This window comes from Paenibacillus sp. yr247 (assembly GCF_900103825.1).
Taxonomy (GTDB): domain Bacteria; phylum Bacillota; class Bacilli; order Paenibacillales; family NBRC-103111; genus Paenibacillus_E.
Window position 1 is genome coordinate 927,264 of record NZ_FNIF01000001.1, and the last position, 25,394, is coordinate 952,657.

A 25,394-nucleotide genomic window follows, 5' to 3' on the forward strand; every position below is an offset into this window, starting at 1 on the left:
CATGTGGTATTATTAGGGAAAGAAAAATAATGGTTAAACATTGAAGAAAACAAAATATGGAGGTTGATTTAAAATGATTAGCATAAGAAGAACTTCTGCAGAAAATCCTGATTTTTGTAGTTTAATAGAATTGCTGGATAAAGATTTGTGGAATAGATATCCAGAAACACAACAAAATTTTACTGCGTTTAATGTAGTCAAATTAGATGCAAAAGTTATTGTTGCTTATGATGATGACAGAGCTGTTGGTTGTGGCTGTTTTAGGGAAATTGGAAATAAAACTATAGTCGAAATTAAAAGAATGTATGTAAAAGAAGAAGTAAGGGGAAAGGGTATAGCCAAATCAATACTAATAGAACTTGAAAAATGGGCAATAGAAGAAGGGAGAAATAGTGCAATTTTGGAAACCGGGATAAATCAACCTGAAGCAATATCATTATATAAGAAATTAGGTTATGAACAAATTGAAAAATATGAACCGTATGTAAATAGTAATGATAGTATTTGTATGGGGAAAGAATTATCAGAGAAATTTTCTTGAATTGTTAACTAACGAGAAACGAGAGTTTCATTAACTTACACAGGCTGTAGACGAAGGGTGCCAATTTGCCTCTCTTTTTATTAATCATGAGGATTGAAGCCCGCTTTTTCTGTCAAGAATAGTTAGCATGACTTTTGAAAGCAGATGAGTGAAGAAAATGAAAGATATTACTTTTAAGGCTTTGGCAATCACAAATGAAATTGATCTGAACAAAATCGCCATCCACTGCGGAATTCCCAAAAAATACACATGGGAACAACCCTTAATTCTAAGAGGCGATATTCTTACATCGATCCTTAATAAAGATATAGACTCACTACAACAAGTGTTAGTGTTTTCTTTCGGAAGCGTTGTCTTTGTTAATCACACTCACATGGATGAGATAACTGGCTTTTTGAAATTCATCCAATCATTCGAGCCTGATATTGAACTCCAACCTGCCGACAGATACACGGACGATTACAGCCTTCACATCGAGGAAATCGATAGCATGGAGTTAACTGACAAGTATGTAATGGTAGCTAAGTATGAATCCTTTTACCCCGAATTAATCTCCACCGTCCTTGCCAAATCGGTAGCTCTTGAGAAGATAGAAGAACAACTTGGGAAAATTCATGATAGCCTCGAAATTATGATAGACCGGCTTGAAAAAGGAAAACTACGTGTTGGCAACAAAGAATTGGCAAGAACGACCGCAAAAATTGTACGTCACGAATATAACACCCTTGCCTATATTATGATCTTGGATAAACCTGATTTGACTTGGACCAACAGTACGGCAAGCGAATTTTACGTTGGGATGATGGATTTTTTTGAATTGAACGATCGATTTAAAATACTTAAAAGCAAAACGGACATTTTATACCACATCTTGGAGGGTTTTTCAAATATCAGTCATTCCATCCGAGGGCTTTTCGTCGAATGGATCGTTGTGATTCTTATTGTTATTGAGGTGGTCTTAACGATACTACAAATCATTGGTTGGATTCCCTCACATTAGAAAAGGAGAAAGAGAACAATAACGTACGTTAGGACATCAGTAGTGTTCCGTGCCAGCACAAAAGGAAAATGCTAAGACTGACTGCATGTCAGACGACACAAACATAGGCGTATTGGAGACCAGTCAAATGGGGATTTTTTTATGTTTTAGAACAGTGTAATGGGTTACTTCTCCTAGAAATGATTGCATTTTTACCATACTCCGTGCTATATTTCTTTTATTCGATAATAATCGAATTAAAACAAAGAATGGGGGGTGAAAATGTTAATCCCCGTTCAACCGGATAATCCACAAATCTGAACAACTCGTCATGCGAGAAGGGTTAGATACAATGTTGCCAGGAATATTTGGTTAAAAATACAGAAGTCCGGGCTACTTGAATCAAATCGACATTGCCAATGGACTTAATATCGGCGCGACGAGAAGAGCATATAACACAATGGAGGTTATCGAATGGAAAAACATAACAAATCGCAAGCCGTAGATTCCCTGTTCAAACCCTTTTCTTTAGGAAATCTGAAATTGTCTAACCGAATCGTAATGGCTCCGATGACTCGAAGCTTTTCACCGGGCGGAGTGCCAGGACCTGATGTTGCGGCTTACTACAAACGTCGGGCGGAGAACGGTGTTGGCCTAATCGTAACTGAAGGGACATTGATCAATCATCCCGCGGCAACGGGGGATCCTAACGTGCCTAACTTTCACGGCGAGGAAGCCCTTGAGGGCTGGGCTAAAGTAGCAGCGGCAGTTCACGAGGCGGGAGGTCGAATCGTACCGCAGTTATGGCACGTCGGGATGACGCGCGCGAACGGATCGCAACCGAATCCGGAAGCCCTCTCCATCGGACCCTCTGGTCTCAATCTTAACGGTGATAAGGTCAATGAACCAATGACGCAATCAGAGATAGACTCCATCGTTAAAGCGTTTGCGCAAGCGGCAGCCGATGCCAAGAGAATTGGTTTTGACGGGATTGAGCTTCATGGCGCGCATGGCTACTTGATAGATCAATTTTTCTGGGAGAGAACAAACCAACGCAGCGACGATTATGGCGGCAACATGATAGCGCGCACTCGTTTTGCTGTTGAGATTATTAAAGCATGCCGTCTTGCGATTGGTCCTGATTTCCCGATTATTTTACGGATGTCACAATGGAAATCTTCCCAATACGATGCGAAACTGGCGGCAACTCCAGAGTCGCTGGCCCAATTCTTGGCGCCCCTGGTGGAAGCAGGCGTTGATATTTTCCATTGCTCGACTCGCCGCTTTTGGGAACCTGAATTCGAAGGTTCAAGCCTTAACTTTGCGGGATGGGTTAAGAAGTTGACTGGCAAACCAACGATCACGGTGGGATCGATTGGGCTCGATGCTGAATTCCTGGGTGCATTTAAAGGGAATAGTGCCGGTGTGGCAGACATTAACGAACTTCTTGTCCGATTGGATCATGAGGAATTTGACCTTGTGGCGATTGGCCGCGCCTTACTGGTTGACCCAGCGTGGGCTGACAAAGTGCGTGATGGACGATGGGATGAACTCGTGCCTTTCAATACGGAAGTATTGAAGAAATTGTATTAAAGAATCAAAGCTGAAACAGCTTTTCAGCACTACTAAAGATATAGCTGCAATAGAGGAAGCCATTTCGATGGCTCTTTTACACGTTCTATTTTCGTTACCAATAAATTCCTAAAACCAAAAACGGAGCCCGACAGCTAGCCTGCGAGGCTCCGTTCCTGTATTCACCACCACAAAGCAAGTGCCAACCACGCTACCGAGTAAAAAACTCGGCACGCTTCATGAATATCTCCTCGAGCTTTTCTACAATAGGTCCATTTTCCTCGGATTTGAGCTTCACCTCGATCCATTCCGGATCTTGCCGGAACGAATCCCACTGCCGCTGCCGTTCTTCCATATCCTTATATTCCATCACGTAATACAGCTTCGGAAGCCCCGTCTGATCGATCCAAAAATCGTACACCTTCATCCCCAGCCGCTCGAAAATACCGAGCGTGTGCTGGCCGAAACGATGCAGAATCGCATCCATTCTCCCCGCATGCATCGTATAAATACGCAATTCGTATAGCATGTCTATTCCCTCGCTTCCGAAAAATTGTGAATATTGTGCGTTCTGAGAATTATTTTACCATTATTCTTCGTCACATAGGGGAATTTGTGGCATACGTCCATCAAGCACTTTGTATCGAGCGCGAGTAAGGCACCTCGCATGCCTTTTCATCATATATACCTAGTCTCTTCTGATTGACCTATGAATAAAATCCATGATTTTGTTCAAAAGAATCATGTTTGTACCAAACCGCGTTTTTAATGGGATCCGACAAGCCTATTTTACATCTAACTACAAACGGTTATGACAGAAGCCCATATAATACATGGTCAAATGTCTAATAGGAGTGGCCATAATCACAGAAATGAGGATAACATTATCAGAACTCATTGAATAAGTAAACAAGAAAGACGGAAGCCAATAATGGCCGCCGTCTTTCTTGTTTACTTACCATCTAGCCGGTTCCAGAAAGCTTCCTACAGATGTAAGGCGAAACTAAGAATTTACTTACTTATTTAATTAAATGAAAAACGGGAACCCAAGAAAGGGTATGGCAAATAAGAACGCAAGTGCTGCAAGTGGAAAGAAAAATCTTTCAAAACCGAAACCAGGTAAAAAAGCAGATGTTTTTACTTGCTTGGCTTTCTTGACGGACTGTTTTTTGATGGACTGATTGTTATTCAAAGCGTATGTTTCAACTTCACCCTGTTCTCCAATATAGCCGTTAATAATCAATCGATCGCCATCAATTCCCTCAATAGTCCCGTAATAATGCGTTCCATCATGTAATACTGCGCAAACTGGCCTTCCTACGTAAGGCATTATAGTTGCCTCGCAAATCGGAAATATCCTCTCCACCTGATCCGTTACCTCCTTCAAGATAAAATCTAGTTTTATCATATGTCAGTAGTTATTAGGTGATTGGATATATGACCTTTTCAGTTCCGCCCATATTGATTATTATGTCATGATCGTTTAATCGTTTAAGCCGTATACAACGAGTAGAAGGCTAAATTATTGTTATTAAAGAACCCTGAAAACAGTATTTCAGTTTAAGATTAAATGAAAAAGCAAATCCCCACTAGGCTTAAAGTTTAAAATGAGGGTAACGAGTGAGTGTGAGTGTGAGTGTGTGTATGTTGGCAATATCAATATACGTTTAAGTTGATGGTTCCGCACTAGGTAGATACCCAATTTGATACTCATTTCATCTTCAAGTAGGCTGATTAGTCTGTGTTCCCTGATTATTTCGTTAAAAATAACACTGGCTATGATTTCGTCGAAGCCGATCATACAAAGTCGCTAATAGCAATCGGCAAAAATAGCTACGCGGTTTTCTCGACGGATACGCGTGTGCGCTTTTCTTCGGCGGTTGCCCCCAGTGGCATACGTCCAAGCAAGCACTAAGTACCGAACGTATAATTATACCGTAGTGAAAAATCACCGAGAGGAATGAGTAAACATGAGCTCAGTAGGTTATGGTGAAGGTTATGGTTATGGTTATGGCCGCAACGTCACATTTATCTTGGTTCTTTTTATTCTTTTGGTAATCATCACAACAGCTTTTGTAATTTAATATTCCTTTAAAACACAAAGAAAGCCTAGAAACTATCTTCTAGGTTTCTTACTCATTATTAGCCAATTTCATTAGTTTATGCTTCGTTGACTGTGTAAATGAGAAAAACAAGTAGCTTCATTTTTAATTACCAAACCATACGAGTAATAATAACGAGAAGGATGAAAAGAACTAAGATCGTAGCAGTAGAAGTATGAAGTCCTACAAAGCTCATACTTTCTCCCCCTTTCCATAAGATATATCATTCTATGAAACTAATTTATTAGTTGTTTGGACATTTGCTATACTAAAGTCAAATATGGGTGCTACATATAGTAATGGAAGAAGATTGGATATGACTATTGCGGAAGTTCGTAAACGTTATGAGTCCTAATTTTAAAAAATGTTAAGAATATAATAATTGTAGGGGAAAGTTCGCCTATGCCTCTCACTTTATTTCGACTGCCTGAATACTCTAACTTAGGATGGAGGTAATGATGAATGAATCAGAATAACAGCAATCCTAATAATTTTTTTGATTTTGAGCAATTATTTAGAGGGAAAATGCCTTATATGCCCTTAGATCAATTAAATAATCCAGAATGGATTCAAAATTATATGCAGCTTGTCTTAAATGCGTATGGAAAGATAACACAAGAAGATCTTCAGATAGTTACTTCTGAGACGGATCATTACATTATCGTTAAAATAAGGGCTCCGGAAACAATAAATCTAAAACGTTTAAGGGTGCTCGCCAGCACTAGTGATGTGAAACTGGAAGGTTTGCCTGGAAACAAAGAACAAGTTATTAAATTGCCGACGCTTGTCCATTCCACAAGTGGAAGGGCCTTTGTGAAAGCGGATCTTTTAGAAATTAAAATACGAAAACAAAATGCTGATGATGGCTACCACGAAGTGATCATGCGAAACGAATGAAAAGCGATTGGAGGGACATTAGAGTTGGTTGGGGCAGTTTGATTTAAATGATGCAAACAAGGCAAGAAACGGAGTGCAAAAATTGGTTGAAAATAAAGAGTATGAAATCAACAACCAAAAAGAGAAACATACGGTTTGAGGCAATAACTATTGAAAATCTCATAATTAATTGAGGGATATGTAGAAGATTGATCCAGAAGACAACGTGAGAGTCAAGAAGAAAAATAGGAATTCAAACTCAATTACCAAAAAAAAGGTCCCTAGCTAGGCAAATTCACCAGGAGCCCTTTCTTTACTGAATCGATTAGGTTACCATGCAAAACACACAGATACAATAACCAAAAGAATGAAGAGAACTAAAACAGCTGCTGCATTATGACGAAATCCTTCTACTGCTAATCCCATATTATATCAACTTATTTAATGAATTTTATTACTCTGTATACTATGACAATATTTCCCCTTTCATTGGACTTGTATAACGTGGCATATAAACATATTGCTTAGTATATAGAACCGGTAAACGACACAAACATAGTCGTATTGGAGTCCCCGTTAAATGGGGATTTTTTTATTTATCGATCGTTTTTCGAAGCATTCCCAGCCGCTGAAACGTAGGAACGATATTCTGCTGAACGAGAAGTTGTGTTATGTTTACGATTGAACGAACCATATAATATCATAAAATAATGGGTGGATTTTCCATGCGGGGAGATGAAATTTATTTTACCAGGAGCTGTTGTTATTATCTTAAATGAACATGATGAAATCATGTTACAGCATAGACAAGATGGAAGTTTTAGAGGAAACAGGTTTAATAATAAGAAACTTACAATTAGTGGATTTTCTTTCTGGAAGAGATTATTTTTATAAAATAGCTAGTAGTGACGAGTTTTATTCAGTGTACAGAAGCATACAAACACAGGAGACAACCAAATGGAACATGAATATCGCTATATTTGTGGAGTGCCTAGCATCGTTCTTCACCCTGCATCCGAACCGGTAGGCCAAGTTGTATTGTATCACGGATGGGAATCTACGATGGAAAGCTATAAGTTCTTTGCATCAATGATATCAAATTGGCAATATAGAGTGATAATACCGGAACTACCTTGCCATGGAGAGCGTGGAAGCCTTAATTATTTTGATGTAACAACGTTACAAGCCCATTTTTGGCCTGTCGTTTTTCAAGGTGTACAAGAAGCAGAAGTAATCGTATCTGAGCTGTCAAAAAATAGTGATACTCTGATTACTTTGACTGGTCACTCAACAGGTGGTTTTATTACTGCTGGTACCTATGCTAAACATCAAAAGGTTCACTCCGCAATTGTTATTAATGGGTCTTGTGCTTGGGTTCAATTTGAAGAGCTGTATCGCGAAAAGCTCGGTTTGAATCCAATGGAAGCAAACGACAAAGATAATTTACAACAAAATGATCCGCTTTCCAATATTCGATTGAATCCAGAAAAGCCATTATTGCTTCTTCATTGCCAAGATGATACTTCAATTCCTATCGATAGCCAGAGATATTTCGTGAATGCTATGTCAAATGAGGGTAAACCTGCAGATCATATCCAATTGATTGAGTACCCGAGAGTGAATCACCAGATCACACTTGGTATGTTGCAGAAGATCAAGGAGTTTCTTGATAAGACCTCGCTACCGCTACGCTAACGGAAAACGAGAGCAGTATAACAACAGGCAGGATAGTTTAATCACATGGCGAATACTTCAAAGAGATAAATGGAAGCGATTTCGCGAGGTGACTGAAAAATTTCCGATAGGTAATTTTCATAATCGACACAGTGATCGAGCTTGAGTTGCATGAGAGGTAACCCGAAGTATTTATTTCCTATTATTCCCATGAGGTGATAACAATGAAAATCGGTCTCAGCACGTACAGTTTATTGAACGCATTAAAAAGCGGGGAAATGACCGTCCTGGACGCTGTTCAGTGGATCGCGGACAACGGCGGCGAGCATATGGAAATGGTGCCGTACGGGTACACACTTATCGACAATCCCGCGTTGGCGGATGCGATCCGGGAGAAAGCTGCGTTTGTAGGCATTGAATTATCCAACTACTCGATGCCCGCCGACTTCATCCAGGAGACGGAAGAGGCGTTCGAGGAAGAGATGAAGCGCGTCAAGCAGCATGTCGATATCGTGCGCCGCTTAGGCGTGAAGCATATGCGGCATGACGTGACGGCCTTTACGATTCCTCCGGAGAAGATGACAATCCAATGGTTCGAGAACAGCTTGCCTCTGATCATCAAAGGCAGCCGGATCATTGCCGACTATGCCGAGCAATTCGGCATCACGACTACGATCGAGAACCACGGGTTCAGTGTGCAGGCGAGCGACCGCGTCCAGCGCGTCCTTCAGGCAGTTGACCGCCCCAACTTTAAGACTACACTGGATATCGGCAACTTTATGTGCGTGGACGAAAATCCGATCATCGGCGTTATGAAAAACTTGCCGTACGCTTCCCTAATTCACTTCAAAGACTTTTACTTCCGCCCGTACGACGAGCATCCCGGAGACGGAGTCTGGTTCAAAACCGCTCACGGGAACTTCCTGCGGGGAGCAATCGTCGGACATGGAGACATCCCGATCCGTAAAATCGTTAAGCTGATCAAGCAGTCAGGCTATGACGGCAACATTACTGTAGAGTTCGAAGGTATGGAAGAATGCAAAGCCGCTTCGAAAATAGCAATGGATAATTTGCGTCGTTTTTGGCTAGAGACATAATAGCAAATTGTTTACCCAGTAGAATTTTGATAGTTGTGGGACTAGCTTTATGAAGGTAGGGTGCGCTGTCTTTCTGGCGTACCCTTTTTTTGCACATAAAGACTGTGAAGCTCTATCCAGAGATCAAAATGGAACTGATAGTTATTTCGATATCTCAAAAGAACATACTTGGAAGCATATTGATTTTGCTAAGCTTGTGATTTAAACTTCATTGTAGAGCGTCCTCCTGGATGATGGAATCAAAGGGCTTTTTGACCCGTAGCGGACTTCCATCGTACTGAGGCGCTCGTTGTTTTACAAAGCCGAAAATAATCCATCTACAGGAATTCTAACGGAAAACAATAGTTAAAAAAAGAAGTGTTTAGTTTACAAAGCAGCTGCCGTCGGCAGTCTGCTTATTTTCATTTAAGTTTTCGGAGGTTAATCCAACACTTGAAACCAAAATATACCAGAATCCGACGAAACAACTTATTATTATAATAGAAATTATATAAATGAAAGTGGCTCAGTATAGCCTCTTTATTTTTGGATGAGGAGCTTATACAAACGTACCTATCCGATCAAATTGTGTCGTTAGAAGTAATGAGTTTTTCAGAAAGAAGGATGAATGACATGATCCAATTTCATAGTAAGAGAATATTGATCTTTAAGCTGAAGAAAATTTTTCTGCTCGTTTTGACCTCGACCATAACTTTGACCTCGGTACCGACGCTTGTAAATGCCGACAGCTGGTGGGATTTGGAAATGAAAGCGAATAGGACGGCCGATGAAGGTAAAATGAATGAAGCAGCACCGCTCTTGGCAAGGCTCGTTGAACATTTTGCCAATGAAGGCACCATTGGTGGTTGGACGAATGCCGCCCTTTATTCGAAACAACTCGGTAAGTATTACGAATCCGTTAAAGATTACTCGAATGCAGTCCATTATTACGAGATAGAGAACAATTACTGGTTGAATGCCGGCAATGATTGGGGTGCCGAAGATTGGTATCGTGCTCAGGAGCTCAGCATGACGCTTGATATCTACGTCTCGACAGATAATCCGGTATATATCGAGAATGTGTCAACCTCGAAACAAGGAAAGTTGGCCAAATTCGAACCCGAGTCGGGACTTTATCTCGGCATGTATTCGGAAACTGATCCCGGGATGGGGAACAATTTTTATTTGTCCAAATCGATCTACGGCAAGAACCATGCGATTTATCTTGCCTACTCGCCATATGACGGCGATTTCCCGAAACGTTATGCGGATAACGCAAAAAAGGCTGGCGCTGGTACCGGCATCCAGATTGCGCTAGAACCGTCCAACGGGCTCGATGAAGTGAAGGACGATAGCCATCTTCGCAAGTGGGCTAGGGATGCAAAGTCGGTTGGCATTCCCATTTTTCTCCGATTTGCCAGCGAGATGAATGGAAATTGGGTGGTCTGGCATGGCGACACGGAGAAGTATATCGAAAAGTTTCGCCTGATCTCGAAAGTGATGAAGGAGGAAGCACCGAACGTTGCGATGGTTTGGAGTCCGAATGACGTACCGCGTTATTCGATGTCCACCTATTATCCCGGAGACTCATTTGTGGATTGGGTCGGGATTAACATGTATACTATGCCGTACAGGGACGGCCAGCCTGCGCTTCCAGAATACGGTACAAGCCCGGTCGAACGTCTCGATGAGGTATACCGGCTGTATGCAGACCGGAAGCCGATCATGATCAGCGAAACCGGTGTGGCACACAAGACGAACCGAGATGGTAAATCACATACCGACTGGGCGGTTGAGAACCTAGATCGACTGTATGAAGTGATTCCGAAAAAGTACCCGCGTGTCAAGGCGATAACCTATTTTAACCAGAATATGACGACAAGGGAATCACTCAACGACTATTTACTCCGTGACGATCCTTTGATGTTGGCAGCTTATAAATCTATCATCTCCAATTCATATTATCTCGACAAAATCGAAACAGGAGCTAAACCTGATGTGCAGATCGGGTACATGAAAGCGGAGAATGATGTACGTTTCCGCAAGCAAGTGCGGATCGTACCGTACATTCGTATTCCCGAGGTATTCATCGGTAAAGTGGAGTATATGCTGAATGGAAGTGCCATAAAATCACAAACCCATGCTCCATACAGCCTCGAGCTGAACGCGGGAGATGTACCAGAAGGATCGAAGCTCCAAGTAAACGTCTACGATCAGGCCGGTAAGCAGGTGAACACGAAGATCATCACTTTGTCATCTGATGTCTCCGTTGACATCGATGGAAACGAACTCCGTGCTGAGCAGCCGCTAATTATCCGTGAAGGCAGAACGCTTGTTCCAATACGTACTATTTTCGAAGCAATTGGAGCACAGGTAACGTGGGATCAGACAAATATGATGGCTACTGGGAGCAAGAACGGAATTGTCATTCGTTTCCGAATAGGCGATCAGGTCGCGGAGAGGGACGGTGAAACCGTTTATCAGGAAACGCCCGCCGAGTTAGTCAACGGTAACACGATGGCGCCTGTCCGTTTTGTCGGTGAAGCTCTTGGCGGCAAAGTAGAATGGGATGGAACGACCCGTACAGTGAAAATCTTGAAGTCTGATTCCCCCGGATCGATTACGTTCACAAAAGTAGGTAATATGTGTTTCTTGGCAAAAATCCTGCAATTTCTGAAATATCTGTTTACCTAAAAGGTTTCTAGGAATAAAGGTGCAGCAAACCCGTACATTCAATGGCAACCGTTTTCGTGGCACAAGTTTATTTGTGCTAACTGGAGAACTATAGTTCTATACCAGGAAATCCAGAGTGATTATCAATGGATCACGAGACGAAGCAAAAAATGTATCAACGTATGAATGACAAAACGGAAGATCTTCCATGGTTGGAAGAGTGGCAGACGTTCCACTAGCTGTTTTGGAAGAAACTTTGACTACTCAACAGATCGAAGATTTTTTAGATAATTAAAATCATATTTAGAACGCAATTGTAATGTTGGCTCCAAAAGTGTACGATGAACTAAAATAGGTTGCAATAGAGTCCTTGCTTAGCAAGGCTTTTTTTGTTATGCAACCACTTTTGTCTTATCCTGTTGTTTGCCACTGTATCCTTCGTTTCTTTCTTACATAACGGGAGTGTCCGTTCAAGATGTTAAACAAGGTAAGGGGCTAATTAAACGAAATGCCCTCATTCATACATTGCTCTTTATGTTAGGATTTTCGATCATCTTTATTGCCCTTGTATTATCGGCAAGTTGGTTGGGTAAATTGTTTTCTTCCAATCAACAGTTTATTAGCCAAATAGGTGGAGTTCTTATTTTTGTTATGGGGCTAGTCATGGTTGGCATATTTAAGCCTCAACTGATAATGAAAGAGAAGAGATTTCAGCTTCAAAATAAACCTGCTGGTTATCTGGGGTCTTTTGTCGTTGGAATTACTTATTCTGCAGGTTGGTATTAGACTGAAATAAAGTATTTTCTTAGTGCTTAGTCCGAGTTTATTGGTTTATTTGAAGAACTACATGCTACACGCGTATGAGCTTTAATATAAAATTGGTAATAGAATGTGGAGAACGTAACCCAAGCGTAGGCGCGGGAGCGTCCTAAGGGCAGAATAGTTCTCCTTCTTAATGACACATCGAGGAATTGGTGCTATAATTAATTGGGAACATATGTTCCTTTTTAGGTATGAATACGAAATGACGTGATTCCATTTATAGGAGTGAAAGAGATGCGAAATCGAATGAACGTACGGATTGAGCCATGGGCAGATGCCGACCTTGCTCTACTTTATCGCCTGAATGCACCGGAGATGCTAGAACACCTGGGAGGTCCGGAGAGCGAGGAGCAGATCATCGCACGCCACAAGCGGTACCTTGAGATCGGCGGGAAGGGGACTGGTCGTATGTTCAGCATCGTCCTGCTCCCTGATCTCGAAGCGGTCGGTAACATCGGGTACTGGGAACGCATCTGGCAGGATGAGACAATATACGAGATCGGCTGGGGCGTCTTGCCACCCTTCCAGGGCAGAGGCATAGCGGCTGCAGCTACCGCGGCTGCCATCTCAAGTGCCAGCGCAGAGCAGAAACACAGGTACATTCACGCATTCCCGTCCGTCGACAATCCCGCGTCAAACGCAATTTGCAGGAAGCTCGACTTCTTGTTCATCGGCGAGTGCGCCTTCGAGTACCCACCGGGGAACATCATGCAATGCAATGACTGGCGCATGGATCTCACCAAGACAACATGAGACGGGGAATTCTAGGATAGTCATAGCCCTCTGAAGGATAAGTGAGAATTCGCTGTTTGAATAAAAGTAATTTTAGGCATTTGCCTTTATATCAGGACATTAGCATATTGAATACGTTGTTAAGGTCAAATTATTTGTTTCTTAAAGGAGTGTTTTAATTGCCGACTCAAACAATGATGCCTGAAATGTTAAAGATGCTTCACGACTGTGCTGAAACGTGTGAACATACCGTTCATTCATTACTTCACAGACCAGATACTTATTCACGAAGCCACCAAATTAAACTTCTAACTGTGCTTCAGTCTGTCATTTGTGTGCAAGATTTGTAGTGTGTCATAGCCCATTTATGAAAGCCATTTGTGATTTTTGTGCTTATGTAAAATCTTGGAGGAGCAGCAGAATAAGGATTTAATGGAGATATTATAATTACCTAATTATTTGAGGGGGACAGTTATGCTTATACAATGGTTTAAACAAAGACCACAGCCAGTTTTGGTTTGGTCGTGGTCTTGCAGATCAATGGTGTACTTACATAATTACCTTATATGAAAAAAATTTAATTAATCCTTGGTATAAGCAATCTAATGTTGCTAAAGAAAAAAAAGTAGTGTGCAAACTAATGACAAGAAGCAAGAAGACTAATTACAAGAATCCGTCACTAGTACTGGTGCTTATGTCAAACCTCTAGACAACGACGGGAATGTACATGAATACGTTGGCGTTACTGAACCAACTCCGACTGGAGTCCCTCATATTCATCGTTACCATACGGTTACTTCATTGAATGACGGCCACACTCATATTATTGATGGAGTAACGGGTCCTGCAATTGATCTTCCCACAGGAGGGCATGTTCATTATTTTGAAGGGTATACAACTTTAAATGGAATGCACCCACAAACTCATAATTACAGAGGCACCACAGGAAATGAGGTTTGCTAAGCTTTTCATTCATATTTTATACAAAACAAGGTCCTCTACCAAACCAATGGGGGAACCTTTTTCCCCTCTCAATTATTTTGCTCTCGTGCGCCTTAATTTAAAATAAGCAATAGCCCCTAATATCAATAGAATTATAAGAGCAAAGCTATAAAACCCGTATCGATGGATATACTCTTCGACCAGAAACCACCGTTCCCCCAATTCATGCCCCAGGCTTATGAACGTAATACTCCACAAAAACGCACCGCTGTAGGAAAATATCATAAATTTCCGAAGGTCCATGTGTGAAATTCCCGCTATGTAGGCAGTGAGATGTCGAACTCCCGGAATAAAATAACCTACGATGAGCATAACATTTCCATATTTTTCAAAAAGATTTTGTGTGTATTCAATTCTCCCTGGGGTGATATGTATTTTGGGTCCAAATTTTTTTAGGAATGGTAATCCCAATTTTAAACCAATGGCATAACTGATTGAAATCCCTGTAACTGCGCCTAAAAAGGCACTAACCAAAGCAAATAGATACATCATTTTCCCCTGAAATACATTGTATCCTACGTAGGTCAATAGCACTTCGTCCGGCACAGGCAATCCCACAATACCAAGAGCTAAAGCAGAAAAAATACCTATATAACCATAACGGGTAATAAGCCAACCTAAATGAGCCATCGATATCCCTCTACTTTCAACGAAAAAATTTTGTCTAATATTAACATTCCCTGATTAAAATGAAACATGCGTTGCATTATTATATTGTGAATGATAATCTGAAATCATCAAAAAACAACTAGGGGGCTGGTTTTCTTTGGATAAGGACAGTTCATGGATTGTTTTCTCTTATAAAGTACCTAATGAACCATCCACCATTCGAGTACGAGTTTGGCGCACATTGAAAGCGCTTGGTGTCGTTTATATTCAGCAGTCCGTTTGTGTTGCCCCAGATACTGTAGAAGTAACAAAGAAAATACAATCCATAAAAAAGCTCATTGAATCAAGTGAAGGCGAAGCGCTTCTTCTTGAGGTAAATAAATTTACAGCAGAAACAGAAGAACAGCTTCTTAAGCTTTTTAATAAGCAGCGAATAGCGGAATATGAAGAATTATTGGAGGGCTGTAAAAACTTTTTAAATGAAATAGAGACAGAAACAAGGAAAGGAAAGTTTACCTACCATGAAGTTGAAGAGAATGAAGCTGAGATCGGTAAACTGAAAAGATGGCATAAAAAAATCGTGAAAAGAGATTTTTTCTCTTGTCCAAATTCTTTACAGGCGAAACAATTGCTAGATGAATGCGAACAAAAATTTGGCGAATTTATAGAAAGTGTTTATGCTACGGAAGGTAATGTTGAAGGGGAAATTACATAAGATTAATTCGATAGTATCGGAGGCAATTATGGGAGAAGCGAAGGTGCTGGAAAGAGCGAAGAATAAGGCAAGAGAGATAAAACGAAACATTTTTGTATTATACCTGGCTTATAAAGACCCGAGGGTACCGTGGTATGCGAAGCTATTTACGATTTTGGTTGTTGCGTACGCTTTTAGCCCGATAGATTTAATTCCTGATTTTATTCCTGTCTTAGGTTATCTTGATGATTTAATTATCGTTCCCCTAGGAATAACGATTGCGTTTAAAATGATTCCTGCATCAGTTATTGAAGATTGTAGAGTAAAAGCGGAGGAACTACGTAAGAACAGAAAGCCAAGAAATTGGGTGACAGGTGCATTATTCATTATTATTTGGATTTTATTAGCGATTTGGATTGGAAACGTCTGCTATAAATTTTTCACATAAGGTTTGTTCAAAGGAGAAGGATATGGTTCCTATTCCTGCTAAGCGCGTCTTTGCCATTGCATTACCAGCGATTGGTGAAGCTTATTTACAAAGCCTCTTGGGCGTGGTTGACTCATTTTTTATTGCGAGACTCGGACTGCTTGCCATAAACGCCGTTGGAGTGACAAATATTTATAGCATGACGTACCTTGGCGTCTTTACTGCTGTTTCAACAGCAATATCGGTTTATTTATCCCGAGCCGTTGGTGCTAAGAACTTGGAACAAGGACGTTCTGCTGTTTGGCATGGTTTCGTGGTTGCTTTTGTTATTGGTTTATTGGTCGCAATGGGTCGATCATTTTTGCTGTACCTCTTTTACACGTAATGGGGGCTTATGGAGAACTGCAAGAGATAGCTTTACCTTATTTCCGTATCGTGCTAGGTATTTCCCCGCTGATAGCATTGTTCACTGCTCAATCGGCAGCGTTTCGCGCCACAGGAGATACGAGAACTCCTCTTAACGTCGGACTAGAAATGAAAGTGACGTTATTTTTAACTACGTTCTGATTTTTGGAATTGGATTTATATCTGTCTTTGGTTTAGCAGGTGCAGCAGGGGCTATGGTGCTTGCTCGTCTGTATGCGTCTTACGTCTATGGCGGAAGTCAAGGAACATCGAAGCAATTTCGTTACTTAAAGAAGATCTTAAAATACAGGCATTATTCTTATTAAACATGTTGAAATTCGCTATTCCTGTGTCCTTTGAACGATTGTCCATGAGACTTGGACAAGTTGTGTATTTTGGTCTCATTGTAAGAATGGGTGTTGATGTATATGCCGCACATAATATTGCAGGGACATTGACTGTTTTCGCTTCAACTATTGGTTCAGGATTTGCTATTGCAGCCAGCGTAACTATAGGTCAGGCAATCGGAAGCAAAAATAATTCTGATGTACAATCCTACAGACGATGGAGCTATTCCAATCTTCTGTTTCTATGACGTTGTTAACCGCCTTGATTTGTGTTTTTTCGCCTTGGATTGGTTCATTGTTTACGGATAACAGTCATGTGATTCACTTGTTGTTGATTGTGCTTGCTATTGACACGCTTTCACAACCGTTTTTAGCATCCTCTTTAGTGGATACTTCAGCCATCCAAGCAGGAGGTAACAGCAAATATCCTATGATTGTAACAACACTTGGTATCTGGGGGGGTCGTACGCTTGGCGTTTATATCTTTACTTGGCACTTGGGTTTATGCGCTATAGGAAAAGACAAAAATTAATTATGCTCCCTAAATGATGTAGCGGATTTAGAAGTTTGCACTATGCATTAGTGCCTATATTGATTTATTTAAGAAAGTTTGAGAGGCAATCAAGCACTATATTAACTACTTAAAGCCATTCGAGTCAGAAGCTGCTCGAATGGCTTTTAATGATTCAAATGTCCAACATCTGGATAATTAGTTTCATAGTATGATATATATTGATGGAAAGGGGGAGAAAGTATGAGCTACACAAGGTCTTCATACTTTAACTGCTACGATCTTGGTTCTATCTATTTCACATTGTTTCAACCATTTCTTATGAAGCAGGCTATTACGCCTAATGTATAGGTCTAATAGATGGCAGCCGCTGTATTAAAAAACGCGGGGCATCTTTACCTTTTTGGGGGTCTTAAAGAGGAACGGGAGACTCCTCAATTGCCAACAAATGTGTCACCTAGAATTATGAAAAATGAATGAAGCCCGATTGGACGGGCTTATGAACATAAAATTTACGGTAAGACCTTAAAGTGAAAAAAACCATGATTTGCATTTGGAAAATTGGGTAAATGCCGTGCGCACCTAGGGCTCCTCCCCATAGACTGTTGTTGTGAGTCAAACATCATTATGAACATGCTTTTTATATTCGCCATAAAGGAGCGAGACGAATGGCTAAAGAGTATAATTTAAGTACATCAAGAAGAGTGCCTTTGAAAACACAAAGAAGAATTAAAAATATTTCCACGGGATTAGTTGGTAGAATTGTTGTTGTTCAAACTTTATTCGGCACTTTTATAGGATGTTTACGAAGTATAGGGTTATCCACCATTCGGTTACGGGTTTTTAGCGGAATTGACAGAGTATTTATTACGATTCGAATTCCGATTGGTATCATCCTAGATATTTTCCGTTTTCCATGTCCATGATATTAACAGGCTGAATCTCGCTTTCGAACTCGAAAAAAAAGAGCCGTGGCGGGTCATACCCTCGGCTCTCAAGCATCTTTGCCAGGTCAACGTTGTTGTGTGCCAGTGTAAGAGTAAGGCGGCATTTGTTGCCCTGGGTACATATGGGAAGGTGTTCCTGTATAGGGCATCGTTTGTTGTGTCGGGTACATCGGTGAGGGAGCGCCAGTTTCAGGTGCTTCTTGTTCCAGATACATCTTATGACAATACATCTTATCCATACGTGGAATATAAATAATGCTCCCCGGTGCTAAGACATTAAGATTTTGAATATGCGGGTTCACTACCTCAAGAATCGGCCCAGGAACATTGTACGTCTGAGCCAGCTTCCCCATCGTATCTCCATCTTTAATTGTATGCTGAGAAAAATAAGTGCCATCACGGTCGTCTTCCCCTCTAAAAAACGGAAAGAAAAAAGGTGAAAGGAAGAAAAATGGAATAAATCTGCGGCGTGGGAAAATAAAAGGATTAACAAAAGGAGTAAAAAACGGGTTAAAGAAAGTTGGCTGTCCAAAACCACCAAAAGCACGTTCCATATGTGTTGCCCTCCAGTAATGATAAATTAGTCATTTGACCATGGTATTATATGGTGATTTGTCATAACAGGTTCGTAGTTAGATGAAAATATGGGCTCATTTGCCGTGGTCGGAGGACCTTGGTTTTGAACGAGACACGGACAACTTTTATTAAGAATGCATTAGCTTTTGCTGAAGAGAAGCTCGAGGAAATTGTTGCGATCACAAGAGCAGTCAATGACACCTTTTTCCTCAGATCCAAGCTACTGTGAATTTCATGACATTATTGATTCCATTCGTGCTTTGGATGCATACGTAATTTCCATCGAAACTTCACGCAGCCATGGCGAATTAATCCAGAGTTTCGAGGATCATACTTATGAAAAATTTTTAATATGATCGATAGACAAATAATAAATAAGCAAAAATACTCAGAGAGTTTATGGAGAATCTAACAAAATAGAATATCGTTTTACGACACACTGAAAAGAAGGGGTGAAACGAAGCAGTCTAAAACTTTGTAATCCAGTTTTAGACTGCTTTTGTTATGCAAAGATTCTTCGGTTTATTTTGTCCCTAACCTCCAGGTAACCAAGTAAACAAGAAGTGCGTACTTTACAGGTTTCTGACCGGTATACTAAGATCTATTTAGATCACGGTACTACCACTTAACAAAATTGGAGGTATAAATGTGATGAATTATAGGAAATTTGGCAAATTAAACTTTGATGTATCGGAAGTAGGATTCGGTGCATGGGCTATTGGCGGTGATGCTTGGGGCCCGGTGGAAGCTGCCACTTCGATTGCAGCGATGGAGAAAGCACTTGATTTGGGAGTAAATTTCATTGATACAGCCGATGTTTATGGTTCGGGGCACAGCGAAACGTTGGTCGCTAAAGTCATAAAAGGCAGAAGAGATCAGGTTGTAGTATCTACAAAGGGCGGATTGATGGGACACCATCGGGACCCAAAACGAGAGCCTGTCTATGATCGGCCCGAGAAGATTATTGAGGCATGCGATGCAAGCCTGCGCCGGCTCGAAACCGATTACATCGATGTTTACTTTTGCCATCTTTGGTGGGATAAATATGAGGAAACCGAAGCATTTATCCGGGCTTTCGAAAAATTAAAGCAAGACGGAAAAGTTAGAGCAGTAGGTGTCTCTACCGAAAATTTTGACTATATCAAGCATTTCAACCGTGAGGGTGGGATCGACACCGTTCAGTTGGACTACAGCATACTCAATCGTTCAACGGAGAAGGAAGTCCTACCTTATTTGCAGGAGAATGGAATCGCCGTTGTTGTTCGCGGGCCGCTCCGAATGGGATTATTAACCGGAAAGTTCAACCTGGAAACAACGTTCCCGGAGGGCGATGTCCGAAAAAATTGGCCAAACGAGCAATGGTTCAAGGACAACTTGAACAAAGTGGAGCGTTTGCGTATTTTAGAAAAAGCGAATCAAACTATGGGACAGGCTGCGCTGCGTTTTGTATTATCCCATCCTGCCGTTTCCGTAGCCATTCCTGGTGCCAAAACGCCTGCTCAAGTTGCGGACAATGTGGAAGCTTCAGTAAGGCCTCTGCTTTCCGAAGAGGAGTATAAATTAATTGATCAGTTTTCTCCATCACCGGCTTTAATCTAAATCGAAGGAGAAAGACTTTATCCGTAGAAAGGAAGTGCATGATGAAAGTACTAATAACCGGCGCAGGCGGAAATCTGGGTCGAGTTCTCGCACCCGCTTTGTCGGAAAGAGGGCACGAACCGATCATGATGGATTACCGCAGCATAGAAACCTCATATCCGTTTATCCAAGGGGATATAACCAACCAAACGGATGTTTTGAATGCTTGTGAAGGCGTGGATGCAATCGTTCATGCAGCCGCTCTGCATGGGATCCATCTCTCGAAATATAAGCGGGATGATTTTTGGAGTCTTAATGTACAAGGGACCTATAACGTCTATGAAGCGGCCAGGCAAAAAGGAGTATCTAAAGTCTTATTATGCAGCACAATGGGCGTTTATGGCGAAAGTATTCGTGAAGTTCCGGATAGCTTCGCTGAGGTGACGGAAAATCTTCCTCTGCTGGCAGGTGATTTTTACGGGGAAAGTAAAGTGTTGTGCGAGCAAATCGCACAATTTTACAGCCGAAAGGACACATTCAGTCGATCGCTTACCGTCTTGGTATGTTTGTTCCCGAAAGCTTTATAAATTATGGGATCCGTTTGCTGAAGGGCGGAGTGGATGACCGTGATGTGGCGCAAGCTTTCATGCTTGGACTGGAAAACACCGCGATTGATTTTGATGCCTTCAACATTATGGCAGACATTCCTTTTTCGGAGAATGAGTTTGCCAGATGGCGAAAAGAACCTTTGGCGCTTGTAGAGGAGCGTTTTCTCGGCTTTGCCGAACTAATGGTGCAGCACGATGAAGACCCGGAAAATCTTTTGCGGAAGTGGGGCTACACCTATTGGTCGATTGATAAGGCAAAAGAAAGGTTAGGATACAAACCGAATTATAACTTTCCTGAGTTTTATGCTGCTTGTAAAGAAGGTAATGTTAACCATTATCCTTATGCTAATCTGCCTTGGTGGGGAATGTAATCGAAAAAATTACTGGAGGAGATACAGATGAAATACAGCTACTTGGGACGTTCCGGTTTAAAAGTAAGCAAATTGTGCCTTGCGGTCTTCAATAGATTCTGTTTTCCTATCAAGAGAAAGGCTGGGAATGGGAGATTCGGCTTTTGCCATTCATAAATCACTTCATAAATTCTTGACTTAAAGTATACTTTAAGGTGTAAGATTCTAGAAACGGATACTTTCTCGATGTTAACAGGTTGTTGACTGCAAGTAAGGCTTGTTGAAAAACCATGTCAAAAGGGAGGTGTTTATGTGGGATTTTCTATTAAAGAAGTTTCAGAAAAACTTGGGATTCCCCCATATACGATTCGATACTATGAAAAAGAAGGACTGCTCCCCGATATCTAAAGGGATGAGCATGTGAACCGCGCTTTTAAGCAAAAAGATCTGGATTGGATCAAATTAATGACTTGTTTTCGTGTGACGGGTATGTCTGTAGCCGCTTTAAGAAATATTGTAAATTTAGCTGTTCAAGGCGATTCAACCATATCCGAGAGAAAAGCCATTCTCGAGAAAGGCAGATGGAGTTGGATGAAGCATTTGAAGCCGTAAACTATAAGTTATCGAAATATGAATCAATTCAAAAAGGAAATATAGACGCTAAATCAGAATTTGACATGACATCCGATCAAGCCAATTAAAAAAACCGCAGCTTATGCGGACTTTTTTAACCCCAAGGGAAATTGGCAGATTAGCTTGTCAGACAACAAACGAATATACTTCTCATTGCGTTAAAGTGAACTTTAAGGCGTTTAATGGTTTAGTGAATCCGATAACAAACTATGATCAGAGGAGACTACTTAATGAAGAGGACCACATTAATTACCGGAACATCCTCTGGCCTTGGCCGCGAAGCTGTAAAGATGTTTGCTTCGAAAGGCTGGAATGTCATTGCGACCATGCGGGCACCTGAAAAAGAATCGGAACTGAACGAGCTACAAAATGTTATTGTCACAAGGTTGGACGTGTTGGATCACGATAGTATAGCCACCGCTATTCAAAGGGGAATCGATCGTTTTGGTCAGATTGACACTTTAGTCAACAGTGCAGGTTACGGTCAGTATGGATTGTTTGAAGCTGTCAGCCGCGAACAAATCATTAGCCAATATGAAACCAATGTATTTGGTCTGATGGATGTCATTCGTGCAATCCTCCCACATTTTAGAGCGAATAACGGAGGCACAATAATCAATATTAGTTCTTGCGGGGGACTCATTGGTCTTCCTACGATGTCCGTATACAGCAGCAGTAAATTTGCACTTGAAGGCTTTTCTGAAGCTTTGTCATATGAACTTGCATCACAAAACATCTACGTAAAGCTTGTTGAACCGGGCGGCTTCCAAAGCAATTTTCATCATGTCTCTGCTCAAATGAAAGCCACACCAGGTGAGTCTGAGCCGTATAACACATTCTTAATTCACACTGGCGCCTTGTTCGCTTCGCTTGTAGGCAGTCGAAGTACGACGTCTGAAGATGTCGCGAAGGTAGTTTACGAAGCTGCAACAGACGGCAAAAACCAGCTTCGTTATATCATTGCAGGCAATGTGGAATCATTGGTGAAGGCTAGACAAGAGCTGAGCGATCAAGATTTTATCGATTTTATGCGCAGCAAACTAAACCAATAAATATTTTTTTGATTCTCCAGTTTACTTAGGAATCTCTTTAAACGTAAACGTCAATAGCCCCAGACCTAGGTCACGTTCTCAATCGGCAAACGTTCCAGATCCGCTTCGTCCTTACCGGTCGATTTTCGGCGCTTGTAAGTTACTTGCTCCGTCGGCGGCTCTTGCCCGTAGATAGCTTTCTTATCTCGGTACTTTTTGCATTCTGGAAATGTCCAAGGATAAAGGCACGGTAGTCGCCGATTGTATCCACCCGCATACGTTCCAGTGTTTCGAGAGGAATGACATTTTGAGGGGAGCGATCGTTATTTTCAAGGTGATGAAATCCTGCGAATGAGTGAGTATACGTTAGATAAACCATTAAAACCGAGGGACGGGCAGGTTAGTTTAACATGCACTTTCTCAAACTTCATAAAATCTTCGTTATTTTTAACCTTTGAGGTAAAGAATAATAATAGCTAAAATTATTACTCCTATAATTAATAAAGAACCAATACCTGAGCTATACACAATGTATATTTTAATATGTAGGATTGCGTTCACAATAAGAACTATTAATAAGGAGATACACAAGGAAATGATTAGAGGCATTTTTTTATTTCTATTCAAAGCAGCCAGCCCCTTTATAGAATGTTATTTACACATTAAGGAATAGGAATTCAAACCATAAAAGGTATTAGAGATTAGTATAGAAATTTTTAAGTATAATGGCATCACTTTTATATATTTTAGTCCGTTATAAAACACTATGTTAACCACGTCTTGTATTATTATGGAAATAATAAAATATTTTCTTCAACTAAATTGCCCCGTTAGCCATCCATGTTTATTATGTTGATTTTTCCTGCATTTTTAGGCATCATTACCTCATTTTTGAAAAATCGAATCTTAATGTATATCGTATTTGTTTGGTCGTTACCTTACGGTCTATATTTTTCTGTTGTATCAATACCAAGTTTGCATCTTGATCTTTATCAAGTAAATATCCCGCAAATTGATGCAGATGTATTTAGCGGATGGGGAAAATTAAGTTCTGGCACTCATTTTAATCAGTTGAGCACAGAAGAAAAAACGAAAGTAAGTCGTCTAGGTGAACTGGTAGACCAATTTGTTGCTGCAGATAAATATGTATTTGTTAATCCAATGTGGAATTTTTCTTTCCCACCAGTTATGAAAGCATACATTGATTCTATATGCGTTGCGGGGAAAACCTTCAATAAAATAATAAGTATCGGTAGGTTTTCAAAACAGGGATTTTTAAACAAAAGAAAGCACCATTAATCATTCAAGTGCTTTCTTTGAGAAGATTATTTATTGATTTTATTGGATTTGGTGGAATAACAGGAATAGGGCGGAGAGAGGCTACGATATTGCTGTGGGGTTCAATATGGATCTGCATGTTTGCACCGGCGGTCGCAAGCTCACCTGTAATCCCGCTGAAGGTGTTTGGGAGGTCGAGGTTCGTCTGACCGAAGGTCGACGGTCCCTTGGTCGCCTCGATGAGTGCGTTCCAACGCGTGACGATTGGAAGAATTGGATCGTTGGGGTAGTGATTGAGCGCTGCAAGGTGCGTGGTCGTCGTCCCCACGACGATCGACGTCTGCGTGACGCCAGCAACGCTGTAGTTCAGCGCACCCGCGTTCCATGCGATAAGCGTGGCATTGAGGTTCATATTTGTTCTCCTTTACAATAAGATTCAATTTATCTTATGCTTGTTCAAGAAATCGGTATGGATATTGTGTCAGTGTAAATGCAGATTTTCATAAAACGGGCTTGGAAGCAGTAGGTTATTAGGGCGACAATTTTTTAGCATCAGGTACTCACAACACCAAGATTATTGGAACAAAGCACTTAGAAGATTTTTAATTATTCGTGGTGCCTTGCGAGAGGCATGGTAGGCTAACGGTGAACGATAGTTGAAGAAAGCGCTCAAAGAAAGGGCCATCCCGCAAAGGATGGCCCAAAAACTTGCCGTTACAGTCAGCGCGGATAACATAGACATATAGTTTGCACATGTATCGGGCAAACGAATAGACTCAAGTTTAGCAAGGAACCTATAAATGAGGGTTGAATAATCTTGGTTATAAATGACAGCATGGCATTTACATTTAAGGCAGCTGCTCAAAAACGTTTGCACCTCCATATTTTGGTACCCTTCATAAGGTGAATATGGAAGCTATTTGGCATGGACAAGTTGTACGTTAAGGCTATCATCAATTCTTTATTTTTCCGCAGCCCAACACTGGTAACAGGTACCCAATTTCCCGTTAAGTCCAAAACCAATCAGATCATTTATAATATACTGTCATTAAAATCCGCAAGAAATGACACCTTGATTAAAATGAATGACTACATGAAAAGGATGATAAGAGGGAAAAAATTTTTGGATCCGGCGCAACGCGCGTTGTTTACGATTTAGGTAATGGCTATGTTATAAAGATAGCTAAGTCTCAAAAAGGGATCCTTTGCAACAAAATGGAAGTAACCTCATACCAGTCATCGCCGAACGCAATTAAAAAATATCTTGCACCGATTATCAATTACGATAAGGTTTACCGCTGATTAATCATGAAAAAATACATTCAAAAATTTCCTTCCGATTCTTTGATAA

The 25,394-nt window shown here is 41.0% G+C and carries 30 protein-coding genes and 4 pseudogenes; 28 read left to right on the top strand and 6 right to left on the bottom strand.

Annotated features, from left to right (window positions below; genetic code table 11):
• Positions 1-73: 73 nt before the first annotated feature.
• The 3 genes from BLT91_RS04415 (at position 74) to BLT91_RS04425 (ending at position 3,113) form a co-directional block, all read left to right on the top strand.
• Entirely contained in the window at positions 74-541 is a 468-nt protein-coding gene (locus BLT91_RS04415) for a GNAT family N-acetyltransferase (protein ID WP_090817021.1), read from the top strand.
• Between the two features lie 157 nt (positions 542-698).
• Positions 699-1,541, top strand: a complete 843-nt coding sequence (locus BLT91_RS04420) for an RMD1 family protein (protein ID WP_090817024.1) — start codon at positions 699-701, stop codon at positions 1,539-1,541.
• A 453-nt stretch (positions 1,542-1,994) separates the two neighbouring features.
• Positions 1,995-3,113: an NADH:flavin oxidoreductase gene (locus tag BLT91_RS04425; RefSeq protein ID WP_090817026.1), complete on the top strand. Its 1,119-nt coding sequence runs from the start codon at positions 1,995-1,997 to the stop codon at positions 3,111-3,113.
• 190 nt (positions 3,114-3,303) lie between these two features.
• Here BLT91_RS04425 and BLT91_RS04430 read toward each other — a convergent pair whose 3' ends face one another.
• Positions 3,304-3,621, bottom strand: coding sequence for an NIPSNAP family protein (locus tag BLT91_RS04430; RefSeq protein ID WP_090817029.1), 318 nt, complete (start codon positions 3,619-3,621; stop codon positions 3,304-3,306).
• Positions 3,622-4,119: 498 nt separating this feature from the next.
• Complete coding sequence (locus BLT91_RS04435) at positions 4,120-4,458, bottom strand: hypothetical protein (RefSeq protein ID WP_090817032.1); 339 nt, start codon at positions 4,456-4,458, stop codon at positions 4,120-4,122.
• Between the two features lie 604 nt (positions 4,459-5,062).
• Between BLT91_RS04435 and BLT91_RS32615 the strand changes: the two genes are divergently transcribed.
• Positions 5,063-5,176: a sporulation protein YjcZ gene (locus BLT91_RS32615; protein WP_090817034.1), complete on the top strand. Its 114-nt coding sequence runs from the start codon at positions 5,063-5,065 to the stop codon at positions 5,174-5,176.
• A gap of 127 nt (positions 5,177-5,303) precedes the next feature.
• On the opposite strand, the gene BLT91_RS32620 is transcribed toward BLT91_RS32615, so the two are convergent.
• Positions 5,304-5,390: a sporulation protein YjcZ gene (locus tag BLT91_RS32620; protein WP_141224929.1), complete on the bottom strand. Its 87-nt coding sequence runs from the start codon at positions 5,388-5,390 to the stop codon at positions 5,304-5,306.
• Positions 5,391-5,656: 266 nt separating this feature from the next.
• On the opposite strand from BLT91_RS32620, the gene BLT91_RS04445 reads away from it, so the two are divergent.
• The 8 genes and pseudogenes from BLT91_RS04445 to BLT91_RS04475 all read left to right on the top strand — a co-directional run.
• On the top strand, positions 5,657-6,091 hold the full coding sequence (locus BLT91_RS04445) for a hypothetical protein (protein ID WP_090817037.1): 435 nt from the start codon (positions 5,657-5,659) through the stop codon (positions 6,089-6,091).
• Between the two features lie 714 nt (positions 6,092-6,805).
• Complete coding sequence (locus BLT91_RS32255) at positions 6,806-6,964, top strand: hypothetical protein (RefSeq protein WP_217635176.1); 159 nt, start codon at positions 6,806-6,808, stop codon at positions 6,962-6,964.
• Positions 6,965-7,027: 63 nt separating this feature from the next.
• Positions 7,028-7,765, top strand: coding sequence for an alpha/beta hydrolase (locus BLT91_RS04450; protein ID WP_090817040.1), 738 nt, complete (start codon positions 7,028-7,030; stop codon positions 7,763-7,765).
• A gap of 203 nt (positions 7,766-7,968) precedes the next feature.
• Positions 7,969-8,841: a sugar phosphate isomerase/epimerase family protein gene (locus BLT91_RS04455; RefSeq protein WP_090817044.1), complete on the top strand. Its 873-nt coding sequence runs from the start codon at positions 7,969-7,971 to the stop codon at positions 8,839-8,841.
• 612 nt (positions 8,842-9,453) lie between these two features.
• Entirely contained in the window at positions 9,454-11,514 is a 2,061-nt protein-coding gene (locus tag BLT91_RS04460; protein ID WP_175532079.1) for a stalk domain-containing protein, read from the top strand.
• A gap of 393 nt (positions 11,515-11,907) precedes the next feature.
• A pseudogene (locus BLT91_RS04465) lies at positions 11,908-12,279 on the top strand (cytochrome c biogenesis CcdA family protein); the annotation flags it as partial.
• Positions 12,280-12,549: 270 nt separating this feature from the next.
• Entirely contained in the window at positions 12,550-13,068 is a 519-nt protein-coding gene (locus BLT91_RS04470; RefSeq protein ID WP_090817053.1) for a GNAT family N-acetyltransferase, read from the top strand.
• A gap of 690 nt (positions 13,069-13,758) precedes the next feature.
• A pseudogene (locus BLT91_RS04475) lies at positions 13,759-14,010 on the top strand (YmaF family protein); the annotation flags it as partial.
• Positions 14,011-14,082: 72 nt separating this feature from the next.
• On the opposite strand, the gene BLT91_RS04480 reads toward BLT91_RS04475, so the two are convergent.
• Positions 14,083-14,679, bottom strand: a complete 597-nt coding sequence (locus BLT91_RS04480) for a DedA family protein (RefSeq protein ID WP_090817055.1) — start codon at positions 14,677-14,679, stop codon at positions 14,083-14,085.
• 136 nt (positions 14,680-14,815) lie between these two features.
• Between BLT91_RS04480 and BLT91_RS04485 the strand changes: the two genes are divergently transcribed.
• The 7 genes from BLT91_RS04485 to BLT91_RS04510 all read left to right on the top strand — a co-directional run bounded on the left by BLT91_RS04485 (position 14,816) and on the right by BLT91_RS04510 (position 17,968).
• Entirely contained in the window at positions 14,816-15,373 is a 558-nt protein-coding gene (locus BLT91_RS04485; RefSeq protein ID WP_090817057.1) for a Chromate resistance protein ChrB, read from the top strand.
• Between the two features lie 28 nt (positions 15,374-15,401).
• A complete protein-coding gene (locus BLT91_RS04490) occupies positions 15,402-15,800 on the top strand; it encodes a YkvA family protein (protein WP_175532080.1) in 399 nt (132 codons plus the stop codon).
• Positions 15,801-15,822: 22 nt separating this feature from the next.
• Positions 15,823-16,164 (top strand): MATE family efflux transporter, encoded by a 342-nt coding sequence (locus BLT91_RS04495; RefSeq protein WP_090817060.1) that lies wholly within the window; start codon positions 15,823-15,825, stop codon positions 16,162-16,164.
• The gene (locus tag BLT91_RS30550; protein ID WP_141224923.1) at positions 16,164-16,346 is read left to right on the top strand and encodes a hypothetical protein; all 183 of its coding nucleotides are present in this window, start codon (positions 16,164-16,166) and stop codon (positions 16,344-16,346) included. The genes BLT91_RS04495 and BLT91_RS30550 overlap by 1 nt, the downstream gene beginning before the upstream one ends.
• A 166-nt stretch (positions 16,347-16,512) precedes the next feature.
• Complete coding sequence (locus tag BLT91_RS04500; RefSeq protein ID WP_090817063.1) at positions 16,513-16,779, top strand: MATE family efflux transporter; 267 nt, start codon at positions 16,513-16,515, stop codon at positions 16,777-16,779.
• Positions 16,749-17,063 carry an MATE family efflux transporter gene (locus BLT91_RS04505; protein WP_090817066.1) on the top strand — a complete coding sequence of 105 codons (315 nt, stop codon included), beginning with the start codon at positions 16,749-16,751 and terminating at the stop codon, positions 17,061-17,063. The genes BLT91_RS04500 and BLT91_RS04505 overlap by 31 nt, the downstream gene beginning before the upstream one ends.
• A 647-nt stretch (positions 17,064-17,710) precedes the next feature.
• The gene (locus BLT91_RS04510; RefSeq protein ID WP_090817069.1) at positions 17,711-17,968 is read left to right on the top strand and encodes a hypothetical protein; all 258 of its coding nucleotides are present in this window, start codon (positions 17,711-17,713) and stop codon (positions 17,966-17,968) included.
• An 86-nt stretch (positions 17,969-18,054) separates the two neighbouring features.
• On the opposite strand, the gene BLT91_RS04515 is transcribed toward BLT91_RS04510, so the two are convergent.
• Complete coding sequence (locus BLT91_RS04515) at positions 18,055-18,543, bottom strand: LysM peptidoglycan-binding domain-containing protein (RefSeq protein WP_090817071.1); 489 nt, start codon at positions 18,541-18,543, stop codon at positions 18,055-18,057.
• Between the two features lie 125 nt (positions 18,544-18,668).
• On the opposite strand from BLT91_RS04515, the gene BLT91_RS33435 reads away from it, so the two are divergent.
• The 9 genes and pseudogenes from BLT91_RS33435 to BLT91_RS04540 form a co-directional block, all read left to right on the top strand.
• Positions 18,669-18,794: a hypothetical protein gene (locus BLT91_RS33435; protein WP_302847455.1), complete on the top strand. Its 126-nt coding sequence runs from the start codon at positions 18,669-18,671 to the stop codon at positions 18,792-18,794.
• Positions 18,787-18,906, top strand: a pseudogene (locus BLT91_RS30555) (hypothetical protein); the annotation flags it as partial. The gene BLT91_RS33435 and the pseudogene BLT91_RS30555, both read left to right, overlap by 8 nt.
• Before the next feature lie 310 nt (positions 18,907-19,216).
• Entirely contained in the window at positions 19,217-20,164 is a 948-nt protein-coding gene (locus BLT91_RS04520; RefSeq protein WP_090817074.1) for an aldo/keto reductase, read from the top strand.
• A 38-nt stretch (positions 20,165-20,202) separates the two neighbouring features.
• Complete coding sequence (locus BLT91_RS32260) at positions 20,203-20,730, top strand: NAD-dependent epimerase/dehydratase family protein (protein ID WP_217635177.1); 528 nt, start codon at positions 20,203-20,205, stop codon at positions 20,728-20,730.
• Positions 20,731-20,759: 29 nt separating this feature from the next.
• On the top strand, positions 20,760-21,122 hold the full coding sequence (locus BLT91_RS32265) for an NAD-dependent epimerase/dehydratase family protein (protein WP_217635178.1): 363 nt from the start codon (positions 20,760-20,762) through the stop codon (positions 21,120-21,122).
• Positions 21,123-21,413: 291 nt separating this feature from the next.
• On the top strand, positions 21,414-21,509 hold the full coding sequence (locus BLT91_RS32625) for a MerR family DNA-binding transcriptional regulator (protein ID WP_254776779.1): 96 nt from the start codon (positions 21,414-21,416) through the stop codon (positions 21,507-21,509).
• 12 nt (positions 21,510-21,521) lie between these two features.
• A complete protein-coding gene (locus tag BLT91_RS32630) occupies positions 21,522-21,713 on the top strand; it encodes a MerR family transcriptional regulator (RefSeq protein WP_254776780.1) in 192 nt (63 codons plus the stop codon).
• A 251-nt stretch (positions 21,714-21,964) separates the two neighbouring features.
• Entirely contained in the window at positions 21,965-22,786 is an 822-nt protein-coding gene (locus tag BLT91_RS04535) for an SDR family oxidoreductase (RefSeq protein ID WP_090817077.1), read from the top strand.
• A 954-nt stretch (positions 22,787-23,740) separates the two neighbouring features.
• Positions 23,741-24,064: pseudogene (locus BLT91_RS04540) on the top strand (NAD(P)H-dependent oxidoreductase); the annotation flags it as partial.
• A gap of 4 nt (positions 24,065-24,068) precedes the next feature.
• Here BLT91_RS04540 and BLT91_RS04545 read toward each other — a convergent pair.
• Entirely contained in the window at positions 24,069-24,455 is a 387-nt protein-coding gene (locus tag BLT91_RS04545; RefSeq protein ID WP_090817080.1) for a hypothetical protein, read from the bottom strand.
• Between the last annotated feature and the right edge of the window lie 939 nt (positions 24,456-25,394).